Source organism: Rhodococcus sp. Eu-32 (assembly GCF_003336925.1).
Taxonomy (GTDB): domain Bacteria; phylum Actinomycetota; class Actinomycetes; order Mycobacteriales; family Mycobacteriaceae; genus Rhodococcoides; species Rhodococcoides kyotonensis_B.
Genome location: NZ_QGNK01000001.1, coordinates 574,708 through 587,029, shown reverse-complemented (window position 1 = coordinate 587,029; position 12,322 = coordinate 574,708). Strand labels below are relative to the sequence as shown.

14 protein-coding genes are annotated in these 12,322 nt (G+C 66.1%); 3 read left to right on the top strand and 11 right to left on the bottom strand.

From position 1 onward, the window contains the following. Positions 1–71: 71 nt before the first annotated feature. Entirely contained in the window at positions 72–704 is a 633-nt protein-coding gene (locus DK926_RS02925) for an O-methyltransferase (protein ID WP_068428043.1), read from the top strand. 19 nt (positions 705–723) lie between these two features. Here DK926_RS02925 and glgC read toward each other — a convergent pair whose 3' ends face one another. Further along, a complete protein-coding gene (glgC, locus tag DK926_RS02920; protein WP_068428040.1) occupies positions 724–1,938 on the bottom strand; it encodes a glucose-1-phosphate adenylyltransferase in 1,215 nt (404 codons plus the stop codon). 76 nt (positions 1,939–2,014) lie between these two features. On the opposite strand from glgC, the gene glgA reads away from it, so the two are divergent. Beyond that, positions 2,015–3,190: a glycogen synthase gene (gene glgA / locus DK926_RS02915; protein ID WP_114328448.1), complete on the top strand. Its 1,176-nt coding sequence runs from the start codon at positions 2,015–2,017 to the stop codon at positions 3,188–3,190. Between the two features lie 13 nt (positions 3,191–3,203). On the opposite strand, the gene DK926_RS02910 is transcribed toward glgA, so the two are convergent. The 10 genes from DK926_RS02910 to dapE all read right to left on the bottom strand — a co-directional run bounded on the left by DK926_RS02910 (position 3,204) and on the right by dapE (position 11,323). Then, complete coding sequence (locus DK926_RS02910) at positions 3,204–4,034, bottom strand: methyltransferase domain-containing protein (RefSeq protein WP_114328446.1); 831 nt, start codon at positions 4,032–4,034, stop codon at positions 3,204–3,206. A 74-nt stretch (positions 4,035–4,108) separates the two neighbouring features. Beyond that, positions 4,109–4,276, bottom strand: coding sequence for a DUF3117 domain-containing protein (locus DK926_RS02905; protein WP_068369835.1), 168 nt, complete (start codon positions 4,274–4,276; stop codon positions 4,109–4,111). Between the two features lie 98 nt (positions 4,277–4,374). Continuing rightward, complete coding sequence (locus tag DK926_RS02900; protein ID WP_114328444.1) at positions 4,375–4,983, bottom strand: DNA-3-methyladenine glycosylase I; 609 nt, start codon at positions 4,981–4,983, stop codon at positions 4,375–4,377. Next, positions 4,980–5,276 carry a DivIVA domain-containing protein gene (locus tag DK926_RS02895; protein ID WP_068428025.1) on the bottom strand — a complete coding sequence of 99 codons (297 nt, stop codon included), beginning with the start codon at positions 5,274–5,276 and terminating at the stop codon, positions 4,980–4,982. The genes DK926_RS02900 and DK926_RS02895 overlap by 4 nt, the downstream gene beginning before the upstream one ends. Before the next feature lie 12 nt (positions 5,277–5,288). Further along, a complete protein-coding gene (locus DK926_RS02890; RefSeq protein ID WP_068428022.1) occupies positions 5,289–6,215 on the bottom strand; it encodes a glucosyl-3-phosphoglycerate synthase in 927 nt (308 codons plus the stop codon). Beyond that, complete coding sequence (gene folP / locus DK926_RS02885; protein ID WP_114328442.1) at positions 6,212–7,072, bottom strand: dihydropteroate synthase; 861 nt, start codon at positions 7,070–7,072, stop codon at positions 6,212–6,214. The genes DK926_RS02890 and folP overlap by 4 nt, the downstream gene beginning before the upstream one ends. A gap of 18 nt (positions 7,073–7,090) precedes the next feature. Beyond that, entirely contained in the window at positions 7,091–8,857 is a 1,767-nt protein-coding gene (locus tag DK926_RS02880) for a long-chain-acyl-CoA synthetase (protein WP_068428018.1), read from the bottom strand. A gap of 36 nt (positions 8,858–8,893) precedes the next feature. After that, entirely contained in the window at positions 8,894–9,463 is a 570-nt protein-coding gene (locus DK926_RS02875) for a TIGR00730 family Rossman fold protein (RefSeq protein WP_114328440.1), read from the bottom strand. Continuing rightward, positions 9,460–10,215 carry a TIGR00730 family Rossman fold protein gene (locus tag DK926_RS02870; protein WP_068428015.1) on the bottom strand — a complete coding sequence of 252 codons (756 nt, stop codon included), beginning with the start codon at positions 10,213–10,215 and terminating at the stop codon, positions 9,460–9,462. Before DK926_RS02870 ends, DK926_RS02875 begins: the two co-directional genes overlap by 4 nt. 10 nt (positions 10,216–10,225) lie before the next feature. Further along, positions 10,226–11,323: a succinyl-diaminopimelate desuccinylase gene (dapE, locus tag DK926_RS02865; protein WP_114328438.1), complete on the bottom strand. Its 1,098-nt coding sequence runs from the start codon at positions 11,321–11,323 to the stop codon at positions 10,226–10,228. 39 nt (positions 11,324–11,362) lie between these two features. Between dapE and dapD the strand changes: the two genes are divergently transcribed. Further along, entirely contained in the window at positions 11,363–12,316 is a 954-nt protein-coding gene (gene dapD / locus DK926_RS02860) for a 2,3,4,5-tetrahydropyridine-2,6-dicarboxylate N-succinyltransferase (RefSeq protein WP_114328436.1), read from the top strand. The last annotated feature ends 6 nt before the right edge of the window (positions 12,317–12,322 follow it).

The window sequence follows — 12,322 nt, the reverse complement described above, 5'->3', positions numbered from 1 at the left end:
CTGAGAAACCTGGGGCCTGGTACGCCGGGTCACTCCACCGGTTCCGTCCCTGGTCACGCTAACCTCGAAATGTGCCGACAAACGCCGAGAAGCTTCTTGCCTATGCCGAGGATTCCGTTCAGGAGGACGAGGTACTCGTCGCAGCCCGAGAACGGGCCGAGGAATTGGGAGCCGCACCCGTCGCACCGTCCGTCGGAGCGATCCTGAGCATCTTCACCCAGATGTTGAGCGCCAAGACCGTCGTCGAGATCGGCACGGGCGCCGGCATCTCCGGACTCTGGCTGCTCGACGGCATGCGCGAGGACGGCGTTCTGACCACCATCGACACCGAACCCGAACACCAGCGCGCCGCGCGCGAAGCGTTCCGCGCAGGTGGGATCGCACCGTCACGTACACGCCTGATCAACGGGTGGGCACTCGACGTCCTGCCGCGGCTCGCCGACGACGCGTACGACCTCGTCTTCATCGACGCAAGTCCCGTCGACCAACTCCATTTCGTGCAGGAGAGCGTCCGGCTACTGCGCCCGGGCGGAGTTCTGGTGCTGCACAACGCACTTCTGAACGGACGCGTCGCCGACGGCGCTCAACGCGACGCGACGACCGTGGCCGTGCGGGCCGCCGCACGAGCGATCGCCGAGGACGAGCGACTCACGACGGTGCTGCTCCCCCTCGGCGACGGGCTCATTTGCGCCTCGCGCAGCTAGGCGGCTGCGCCGAAGGCGCCTAGATCCACACGCCCTTGCCGACGGACACGACCCCACCTGCGGAGACGTTGAAGCGCTCCTTGTCGCGCTCGATGTCGACGCCGATGATTTCCCCGTCGCCGACGACGACGTTCTTGTCGAGGATCGCGCGTCGGACGACGGCGCCCTTGCCGATCTTCACACCGGGCATCAGCACGCTGCCTTCGACGGTGGCGCCGCTGTCGATCATGACGTTCGACGACAGGACCGAATTGCGCACGGTCGCGGCCGACAGGATGCATCCCGCGCCGACGACGGATTCCTGCGCGAGCCCGCCCTGCACGAACTTGGCGGGCGGGAGGTTCTCGGCGGCACCGCGGATGGGCCAGCGGCGGTTGTACAGGTTGAAGATCGGGTGCACGGACACCAGATCCATGTGCGCGTCGTAGAACGCGTCGATGGTTCCGACGTCGCGCCAGTAGCCGCGGTCGCGTTCGGTGGCGCCGGGGACGACGTTGTCGTTGAAGTCGTACACCGACGCGACACCTGCCTCGACGAGCGCGGGGATGATGTCGCCGCCCATGTCGTGGTCGGAATCGGAGTTCTCCGAGTCGGCTTTGATGGCGTCGACGAGCACTTTCGTCGTGAACACGTAGTTGCCCATCGAAGCGAACGTCATGTTGGGGTCGTCGGGCGTGCCGGGTGGGTGCGCCGGCTTCTCCAGGAACTGGGTGATTTTGCCGCTGCTGTCGCTGTCGATGCAGCCGAACGCGAACGCCTCACTGCGCGGAACGCGAATTCCGGCGACGGTGACGCCCGCTCCCGACTCGATGTGCTGCTGCACCATCTGTTCCGGGTCCATGCGGTAGACGTGGTCGGCGCCGAACACCACGATGTATTCGGGGTCTTCGTCGTAGACGAGATTCAGTGACTGGAAGATCGCGTCTGCGCTTCCCGTGTACCAGCGCGGACCGAGTCGCTGCTGGGCGGGCACGGGAGTGATGTACTCCCCCGCGAACCCGGACAGGCGCCAGGTCTGCGAGATGTGCCGGTCCAGCGAGTGAGACTTGTACTGGGTCAGCACGCAGAGCCGGAGGTAACCGGCGTTGACGAGATTGCTCAGAACGAAGTCGATCAGTCGATATGCGCCGCCGAACGGGACGGCCGGCTTGGCTCGATCCGCGGTCATCGGGTAAAGCCGCTTACCCTCACCGCCTGCAAGCACGATCCCTAGTACGTGCGGTTGTGTCCTCACATTGCCAACCTATCCGCACCGGGTGAACCTTGCTAGCAGTACACGCGTGTCGCGGCGGGAATGTAGGTTTAGCGGTGTGCGCGTGGCAATGATGACGAGGGAATATCCGCCTGAGGTCTACGGCGGGGCAGGTGTTCATGTGACCGAGCTGTCGGCGCAGCTGAAAGCCCTGTGCGAGGTGGACATCCACTGCATGGGCGCGCCGCGTGACACCGCGCAGGTGCACGACCCCGACCCGGCGCTCGCCGGCGCCAATCCGGCGCTCACGACGCTGTCGGCCGAGCTGCGGATGGCGAATGCGGCCGCGGGCGCCGACGTCGTGCATTCACACACCTGGTATTCCGGTCTCGCCGGGCACCTCGCCGCCGAACTCTACGGCGTCCCACACATTCTGACGGCCCACTCGCTCGAGCCGCGACGCCCGTGGAAGGCCGAACAACTCGGCGGCGGCTACAGAATCTCGTCGTGGTCGGAGAAGAACGCGGTCGAGTACGCCGACGCCGTCATCGCCGTCAGCGAGGGCATGGCCAAGGACGTGCTCGACGCGTACCCGCGCCTCGATCCCAGCCGAGTTCACGTGGTGCGCAACGGAATCGACACCGAGCGCTGGCACGCAGGCCCTGCCGCCGATCCACAGGACTCCGCGCTGGAGGCCATCGGCGTGGATCCGACCCGGCCGATGGTCGCGTTCGTCGGACGCATCACCCGTCAGAAGGGCGTCGGACATCTCGTCGCCGCAGCCCACGACTTCGACCCCTCAATCCAGCTCGTACTGTGCGCGGGCGCGCCCGACACTCCCGAGATCGCGGCCGAGACCGAGCGCGCAGTGGCGGAACTGGCCGCGAAACGATCCGGCGTGTTCTGGGTCCGCGACATGCTCCCCACCGAGAAGATCCGTGAAATCCTCTCGGCAGCAGACGTTTTCGTGTGCCCGTCGGTGTACGAGCCGCTCGGCATCGTGAATCTCGAAGCGATGGCGGCGGAGACGGCCGTCGTCGCGTCCGATGTCGGCGGCATTCCCGAGGTCGTGAACGACGGTGTCACCGGCAGACTGGTGCACTACAACTCGTACGAACCGCAGGCGTTCGAGCGGGCCCTGGCGACGACGGTCAACGAGGTCGCTCTCGACCCGGCGACCGCGACCGCGATGGGCAAGGCGGGCCGTGAACGGGCCGTCGCCGAATTCTCCTGGGCTGCCATCGCGCAGCAGACCGTCGAGGTCTATCAGGCAGCTCTGGCCCGACGCGGTTAGCGAGCCCTCGGGGTCAGACGGCCCGGTAGGTTCCGACCGTCACCGACACGGTGACGTGGACGGGCTCGGGCATCGACTCGATGGACGCCCGTCGCGCCGCCGGGGTCGTGTGGCGGGCGGACGGGCCCATCGCGACGAAGGCCTCGACGGCGTCGTGACTCAACTGCACCGCGTATTCGACGACGTCGCGTTCGACTGCCTCGAACTTGCCTGCGAGCGAATCACCGAGTCTGCGGGCCTTGTCCTCGTCGACGCCGATGAGACCGACGGTGGCCGTGAGTTCGCGTTGATGTCGTTCCGTGGGCGTGACGACGACCAATACCCCCTCGGGTGTGAGGACACGTCGTAGCTCGGACGCGTTACGCGGCGAGAAGACACACGTGACAGCGTCGATGGACCCGTCGCGCACGGGCAGGCCCTGCCACACGTCGGCGACGATCGATCCGACTCTCGGGTGCGCGCGTGCGACGCGTCTCGCCGCTGCCTTGGACACGTCGACACCGATCCCCCGCGCGCCGTCGGCTGCGTCGAGAACGGCGGCGAGGTAGTGCCCCGTTCCGGCACCGACCTCGAGGACCGTGCCGACGGATCCGACGGCCTGGGTGACCGCGTCCGCGATCGGCGCGAAATGACCCGCGTCGAGGAATCCCGCGCGTGCGGCGATCATGTCGGCGGAGTCACCGGTGATCTTCCCGGCGCCGCCGGACTGCAGGCTGACGTACCCCTGACGTGCGACGTCGAACGTGTGCCCGCGGTCGCACAGCAGGAACTTGTCGTCGTCACCGAAGTCGAGGTCGGATCCGCACAGCGGGCAGATCAACAGGTCAATCACATCAGCGAGCACGAAGCCTCCAGCACATCACGAAGCCCCGCCCGCCTGATCGGCGAGCGGGGCTTGGCGCAGAAACAGACGAGAAGTTAACCGGTGACGCCCTTCAGTTCTTCTCCCAATGCCGCAGCCTCGTCCGGAGTGAGTTCGACGACGAGACGTCCACCGCCCTCGAGCGGCACCCTCATCACGATCCCCCGTCCTTCTTTGGTTGCTTCGAGGGGACCGTCCCCGGTCCGGGGCTTCATCGCCGCCATCCTCTGCTCCCTCCACATCTGCGCCACACTGCATGCGCGTCGGCCTGTAAAGATGTTCCCGCCTCGTGGCGGAAAAGGTTCTTGCTGCCTATTCTTCCCTATCGCGGCCCGTACCGGGAACTGGAGTCGGTATTAGTGGGCTTCACCCAACAGCCGGACAGGTGATCGTCCACCATTCCGGTGGCCTGCATCAACGCATACGCCGTGGTCGGACCGAAGAATTTCAGCCCCCGGCGTTTGAGTTCCTTCGCCATCGCGGTCGATTCCACGGTCACCGCGGGCACATCCGTCACGTGGTCGAGTCGCTGCGCCCGGGGCTGCGGCGCGAACGACCACAACAGCGTGTCCAGGTCGGTTCCCTCCAGGTCGAGCACGACGCGCGCGTTGACGACGGCCGCCTCGATCTTCGCTCGATTGCGCACGATTCCGGCGTCGCCCATGAGCCGTTCGACGTCGTCGGCACCAAAAGTCGCAACCTTCTCGGGATCGAATCCGGCGAACGCGGATCGAAAAGCCTCGCGCTTCCGCAGAATTGTGATCCACGACAGTCCGGACTGGAACGCTTCCAGACACAGACGCTCGTACAGCGCGCTCGTGCCGTGGACCGGCTTGCCCCACTCGTCGTCGTGGTAGTCGCGGTACAACGCGTCGGACCCGGCGCCCCACGGGCAACGAAGCTTCCCGTCGGGCCCAGCGACAGCCGTCATTCGTCACTCGCTTCTGCGACGGCAGCGAGCTCGGACCGCAGCCGGTCGATCTCGGCGCTCAATCGGTCGAGCGCCCAGTCGACTTCGCTCGGCTTGTAGCCGCGCAGCGTCTGCTGGAACTTCAGCGCCCGGACGTCGTCGCCGGTGACGTCCTCGGCGGGAAGCACCGTCGCCGTCGTGCCCTCGGGGAGCGGTGCGAGTTCCTCACCACGTCCGAACACAGCACTGGCCACGAAGAAGAGCACGGCTGCGATCACGGCAATGATGACGACGTAGAGCAGGAGCGTCAGCATTGCTCGATGTTCTCACAGCGTGTTGATGGGAGGCCTGTCCGTCAACGACACCTCGGTCGAGAAGGGAACGAACGAGTCGCCTTCGGCGCGGAACTGCATCAACCCGGCACCGGAATCGACCATTCCGCACCGGCCGAGCATCGTGCCGACGATCTGACGGCTCATCGCCCCCAGTTCGACGAGCGGCCGATTACGGTGTTTGCGCACGCCGAGATTGACCTGGCCGATCGCATTCAGACCGAGCCGGTCGTACGTGTCGAGCAGCAAACCGATCTCGACGCCGTAGCCCGGTGCGAACGGCACCGCGGACAACAGTTCGCGGGTGCCCGCGTATTCGCCGCCGAGCGGCTGGATCACGCCCGTCAGTTCCGGTCGCAGCGCGGCCAGCAGCGGTCGCGCGACGAGTTCGGTGACGCGTCCACCGCCGTTGGCGTCCTCGGAGCCGCTCGTCCGCAGCGGCCGTCGGTAGTAGCCCTTCACGAGATGGATCCCGTCGCCCGTGAGCAACGGCCCGAGGAGTTTCGGCACGAACGCCGGATCGGGATTGATGAGGTCGGAATCGACGAACGCGATGATGTCGCCCGTCGACGCTGCGACGGAACGCCACAGGACCTCGCCTTTGCCCTTCACCGGGTCGAGCCCGGGGATGGCTTCCTCGCGGCTGATGACGCGTGCGCCCGCGGCCGTCGCACGTTCGGCGGTGGCATCGGTGGATCCGGAGTCGAGGACGATCAGCTCGTCGACGAGTCCGCCCAGAAGCGGATGGATGGTGTCGACGACGGCCGCGACCGTCTCCTCCTCGTTCAGCGCAGGCAGTACGACCGAGACGGTCCGTCCTGCTTTGGCCGCTTCGAGTTCGGCGAGCGACCAGGAGGGTTCGTCCCAGCTGTTCGTGTCGTTCCACGCCGTCGTCACCGACGTCGGTTCGGCAAGGGTCATGCGAGCCCCCTGACGGTTCGTACGGGACTTCTCGTTCCCTGGATCGCCGCCACCATGTCGACGACTCTTCTGGTCGACGCAACCTCGTGCACCCGGAACATTCGAGCGCCGCCTGCTGCGGCCCATGCTGTCGCTGCCAATGTTCCCTCCAACCGGTCGACGAGTTCTACACCCAGAGTCTCCCCGATGAAATCCTTGTTGCTCAGCGCCATGAGCACTGGCCATCCGGTGTTTACAAGAACGTCCAATCGACGCAACAACTCGAGCCCGTGGAACGTGTTTTTTCCGAAATCGTGGGTCGGATCGATCAGGATCGCGTCCTTCGCGACGCCGGCTGCGACGGCTTTTTCGGCCGCCGCGGTCACCTCGGCGACGACGTCCGCGACGACATCGGTGTAGCGGACGCGGTGCGGCCTGGTCCGCGGTTCGGCACCGCCCGTGTGCGAGCAGACGATGCCGACGCCTTCCGACGCGGCCACCCCGACGAGGTCGGGATCGGCCCCTGCCCACGTGTCGTTGATCATGTCCGCACCTGCCGCACAGGCGAGCCGTGCGACCTCGCTGCGCCACGTGTCGACGCTGACGAGCAGGTCCGGATACTCGTCGCGAATCGCTTCGACGAACGGCACGACGCGCCTGATCTCCTCGTCCGCGTCGACGACCGTTCCCGGTCCCGCCTTGACGCCGCCGACGTCGATCATGTCGGCACCCTCTGCGACCGCACGATGCACCGACGCCATCGCGGCGTCGTCGGTGAAGTTGGCACCCTGGTCGTAGAACGAGTCGGGGGTGCGGTTGACGATGGCCATGACCAACGCGCGATCGTCGGCCACCGGCTTGCCGCAGAGTGTGCTCATGATGCCAAGTCTGGCACGCTAACCTTTCGGCGCCTTGCCTGCTGCGACCTCGTCGACGTAGCCGTCGTACGCCTTGTCGTAACCGCCGGACTTACCTCGCAGTACGTACAGCTCGCTGTCCGGGTCGTCGCCGTAACCGAGCTTGCGCAGCGCGACCTTCTGGCTCTTGAACGTCGAGGTCTGCTCCAACGTGTCGACGACCCGCACGAACAGCGGTACCGCGTAGCTCGGGAGCTTGTCGTACAGATGCTGGGCGACGGCCTTGCCGTCGAACGTCTCGCCGTCGCGCAGCGTCACCGCAGCCATACCCGCCTTGCCGTCGGCACCGTCGATGTCGACGCCGTAGACGACGGCACCGTCGACCGCCTTGTGCGTGCCGAGGGCGCCCTCGACCTGCGTCGTCGCGACGTTCTCACCCTTCCAGCGGAAGGTGTCACCGAGGCGGTCGACGAACGCGACGTGCAACCACCCCTGCTTACGCACGAGGTCACCGGTGTCGAACCACGTGTCGCCGTCCTTGAAGCCGTCGCGCACGAGCTTCTTCTCGGACGCCTCGTCGTCGGAATAGCCGTCGAACGGCGCGCGGTCGGTGACCTTCGACAGCAGCAGCCCGACCTCGCCGGTCCCGACGCGCTTCAGCTTGCCGTTGCTGCCGCGCTTGGCCTTACCGCTCTCGTCGTCGTACTCGACGACGGCATACGGCAGCGGGCAGACCCCCGCGGTCTTCTTCATGTTGAGCGCGTTGACGAACGCGATGTTGCACTCGCTGGCACCGTAGAACTCGGCGACGCGCTCGATGCCGAACCGCTCGGTGAACTCTTCCCAGATCTCCGGCCGCAGACCGTTTCCGACGACGAGCTTGACCGTGTTGTCGCGATCCGTGGACTTCTTCGGCTGCGTCAGCAGGTACCGGCACAGCTCGCCGATGTAGGTGAACGCCGTGGCCTTGTTGGCCTCGACGTCGTCCCAGAAGTTGCTGACGGAGAACTGCCGTCCGATCGCCATCGTCGCGCCGCCCGCGAGCACCGACGACAGCGTCACCGTCAGCGCGTTGTTGTGATAGAGCGGCAGGCAGCAGTAGATGACGTCGTCGCCGCGCAGCCGGACACCCATGTTGCCCAGACCGGACATCGACTTGAGCCAGCGGAAGTGACTCATCAGGCTGGCCTTGGGCATCCCCGTGGTGCCGGAGGTGAAGATGTAGAACGCCTTTTCCTTCGCCTGGATCTCGGCCGTCACCGGCGGGTTCCGGTCCGAGGCGTTCTTCGCGAGTTCGGTGAGTTCCTCCAGAGGCAGCACGTCCGGCGGAGAGTCGAGCGAGTCCAGCGCTTCCTGTGCGTTCTCGTCGAGTACGAGGACCTTCGATTCGAGAATCCCGAGGCTGTGCTCGAGGACGTCGCCGCGCTGGTTGTAGTTGAGCATTCCCGCAGTCGCGCCCAGTTTGACGGCTGCCAGCGCGGCGAACAGCGCCTCGGGACGGTTCTTGCTGAGGATGCCGACGACGTCACCGCGCCCGACGCCTCGATCGGCGAACACGTGCGCGTAGCGATTGACGAGCGCGTTGGCGTCGGCGTACGACGTCGACTCTCCCTCGAAACGTACGAAGGGGTGGCTGCCGCGCTTCGCTGCGACATCCTGGAAGACCTGGCCGATCGATGCCTTGTGGGTGGGCTTGCGGGTGAAACCGGCGAGCCCCCTCAGCAGACTCGGGACCTCCGTCACCATCTTCGGCAATGCGATCGCGAGGTCGGTGACACCGATCTTCTGACGAGCATCGACAGCCATTGACTCCCCTTTTATGACGTTGTGATCTTTCTTACCCTACTCCAGAGTAACCTCTGGACGGGCCGACGCACAGGCGTCGAGCGCTTCCGTCACCGACGTCGTCCTGATCAGCGCGTCCAACGCCCTCTGCTGGACGAAGCCGGTGGTGGACAGGCCGTCGATCCACGCCAGCAACCCGGCGTAGTGATCGCCCGGATCGAGCAACACGACCGGTTTGTCGTGCATACCCAGGTACCCGGCGGTCCAGGTTTCGAACAACTCCTCCAGCGTTCCGATACCCCCGGGCAGCGTGATGAACGCGTCGGCGCGATCCTCCATGACCTTCTTGCGTTCGCGCATCGTGTCCGTGACGACCAGTTCGTCGGCGTCGACGTCGGCCACCTCGCGATGCACGAGCGCCTTCGGAATGACTCCGAGCGTGAAAGCGCCTGCTGCACGGGCGGATTCGGCAACCGCCCCCATCATGGACACGTTTCCACCCCCGGACACCAGCTGCCAACCACGACGGCCGATCTCGGTGCCGAGCTCGCGCGCGAGGTCGATGAATTTCTGCTCGACCGGCCCCGATGCGCAGTAGACGCACACCCGGAGCGCCTCGCCGTTCACCAGCTTTCTCCTGTCGTTGCGTCCTTCTGCGATTCGATGACGATGCGCACGGCCTCGTCGACACTGTCGGTGCAATGGATCAGGTCGACGTCACCGGGTGACACCTTGCCCTCGGTGACGAGGGTGTTCTTGATCCAGTCGAGCAGCCCGGACCAGAAGTCCGTGCCGAGCAGGATGATCGGGAAGCGTGTGACCTTGCCCGTCTGGACGAGCGTGAGCGCCTCGAACAGTTCGTCGAGTGTTCCGAAACCGCCTGGGAGACAGACGAAGGCCTGCGAGTACTTGACGAACATCGTCTTGCGCACGAAGAAGTAGCGGAAGTTGATGCCCAGGTCGACCCACTCGTTGAGGCCCTGCTCGAACGGCAGCTCGATACCGAGGCCGATCGAGTAGCCCTTCGCCGCGCTCGCACCGCGGTTCGCGCCTTCCATGACGCCTGGACCGCCACCGGTGACGATCGCGAACCCGGCTTCGGCAAGCGCGGATCCGAGAGCCCGCGCACGCTCGTACTCCGGATGCTCTCGCGGCGTCCGGGCGGACCCGAACACGGTGACTGCCTTCGGCACCTCGGCCAGTGCCTCGAAGCCCTCCACGAACTCGCTCTGAATCCGCAGGACACGCCAGGTGTCGGTGTGGATCCAGGCTCCCGTCCCACGCTGGTCGAGCAGACGCTGATCCGACGTCGACGTCTCGGTGTTGCGCCTGCGACGCAGTACGACGGGCCCTTTGTGCGTGGTCGGTTCCGGTTCCATGGCGTCCAGGCTAACGGGACGTCAGATAGCTCCGGAGGACGGTCGCGACGTGCGTGATCTGCTCGACGGGAACGCGCTCGTCGCGTTTGTGCGCGAGGTTGGGGTCGCCCGGTCCGTAGTTGACCGCGGGGATGCCCAGTGCCGAGAACCGGGACACGTCGGTCCATCCGTACTTGGCCCGGAACTGGCCTCCCGCAGCGTCGATCAACGCCGCGGCGGCAGGCGCGCCGAGACCGGGCAACGCACCCGCCGACGCGTCGGTGACCTCGAATCCCAGATCCACACCCTCGACGACCTCGCGCACGTGCTCGATCGCCTGGTCGACGCTACGGTCGGGTGCGAAACGGAAGTTGACGTCGAGTTCGGCCGCGTCGGGCACCACGTTGCCCGCGACACCACCGGATATTCGGACCGCCTGCAGCCCCTCGCGATAGACGCATCCGTCGATGTCGACCTCGCGCGCCTGATACGACGCGAGGCGATTGAGGACGGCACCGAACTTGTGAATGGCATTGTCGCCCAACCAGGATCGTGCACTATGCGCCCGAGTTCCGCTCGCCGACAACCGGATACGCAGAGTTCCCTGACACCCGGCTTCGATGAATCCGCCCGTCGGCTCACCGAGAATCGCGACGTCCGCCTGCAGCCATTCGGGCATCTCACGCTCGATACGCCCTAGCCCGTTGTACGACGCCGCGATCTCCTCGCAGTCGTAGAAGACGAGCGTGAGGTCGTGCGCGGGGTCGTCGATCGTCGCGGCGAGATGAAGGAACACCGCGTCGCCCGACTTCATGTCGACCGTTCCGCAGCCGTGGATGACGTCGCCCTCGGCGCTGTCCCGCTCGCGTGTGCTCGGCACGTTGTCCGCGATGGGCACCGTGTCGAGGTGACCGGCCAGCATGACGCGGCTGGGCAGCCCGCGATCGGTCCGTGCCAGCACCGCGTTTCCGCTGCGGACGATCTCGAAACCGCTGGTCTGCGCCCGCAGAGCCGCCTCGACCGCGTCGGCGATGATCGATTCGTCCTGCGAGACACTCGGTATGTCGACGAGTGCGGCGGTCAGGTCGATCGGGTCGGCGTGCAGATCCAACGCGGGGTGCGAACTCATCCGTCCACCTTAAATGCCGGGGCCGTATCCTTGTTTCCCGTGAGCGCACAGGGAGCATCTGCAATCGGCATTGCCAACATCACCACCGGTGGCGTCGTCCTCGACACCTGGTACCCGAGCCCCGAGCTCGGTGAATTCGGCGAAACGGGCACCGTCCGCCTCGAAGGATCCGACATTCCGGCCGAGTTCGCCGACCTGGTCGGACCGGACACCGCGCGCGGCGTCGACGTCGTCGCAGTGCGCACCACCATCGCGTCCGTCGACGACGCACCCGTCGACGCACACGACGTCTACCTGCGTCTGCACCTTCTCTCGCACCGCCTGGTCCAGCCGCACGGGGTCAACCTCGACGGACAGTTCGGCTTCCTCGCCAACGTCGTCTGGACCAACCACGGGCCGGCGGCGGTCGAGGGCTTCGAGACCGTGCGGGCGAAACTGCGTGCACGCGGACCCGTCACCGTCTACGGCGTCGACAAGTTCCCGCGTCTCGTCGACTACGTCGTTCCCACCGGGGTCCGAATCGCCGACGCCGACCGCGTCCGCCTCGGCGCGCACCTCGCCAGCGGAACGACCGTCATGCACGAGGGCTTCGTCAACTTCAACGCCGGCACGCTCGGTAGCTCGATGGTCGAGGGCCGTATCTCCGCGGGCGTCGTCGTCGGCGACGGTTCCGACGTCGGTGGCGGCGCATCGATCATGGGCACGTTGTCCGGTGGCGGCAAGAACGTCATCTCGGTCGGCAAGAGCTGCCTGCTCGGCGCCAACAGCGGCCTCGGAATCTCACTCGGCGACGACTGTGTCGTCGAAGCCGGCCTCTACATCACGGCGGGCACGAAGGTCACCGGTCCGGACGGCACCGTCGTCAAGGCCGCGACGCTGACCGAGAAGAGCAACCTGCTGTTCCGTCGGAACTCGGTGTCCGGTGCCGTCGAGGTCGTGCCGTGGAAGGGTACGGGCGTCGAACTGAACGCTGCCCTGCACGCGAACGACTGAAACCGG

Excerpts from the sequence above, each read along its gene's own strand:
- DK926_RS02870 (WP_068428015.1), bottom strand. The coding sequence starts at position 10,215 with ATGGAACCGGAACCGACCACGCACAAAGGGCCCGTCGTACTGCGTCGC.
- DK926_RS02900 (WP_114328444.1), bottom strand. The coding sequence starts at position 4,983 with ATGACGGCTGTCGCTGGGCCCGACGGGAAGCTTCGTTGCCCGTGGGGC.
- dapE (WP_114328438.1), bottom strand. The coding sequence starts at position 11,323 with ATGAGTTCGCACCCCGCGTTGGATCTGCACGCCGACCCGATCGACCTG.
- DK926_RS02880 (WP_068428018.1), bottom strand. The coding sequence starts at position 8,857 with ATGGCTGTCGATGCTCGTCAGAAGATCGGTGTCACCGACCTCGCGATC.
- DK926_RS02895 (WP_068428025.1), bottom strand. The coding sequence starts at position 5,276 with ATGCTGACGCTCCTGCTCTACGTCGTCATCATTGCCGTGATCGCAGCC.
- folP (WP_114328442.1), bottom strand. The coding sequence starts at position 7,072 with ATGAGCACACTCTGCGGCAAGCCGGTGGCCGACGATCGCGCGTTGGTC.
- DK926_RS02905 (WP_068369835.1), bottom strand. The coding sequence starts at position 4,276 with ATGGCGGCGATGAAGCCCCGGACCGGGGACGGTCCCCTCGAAGCAACC.
- DK926_RS02890 (WP_068428022.1), bottom strand. The coding sequence starts at position 6,215 with ATGACCCTTGCCGAACCGACGTCGGTGACGACGGCGTGGAACGACACG.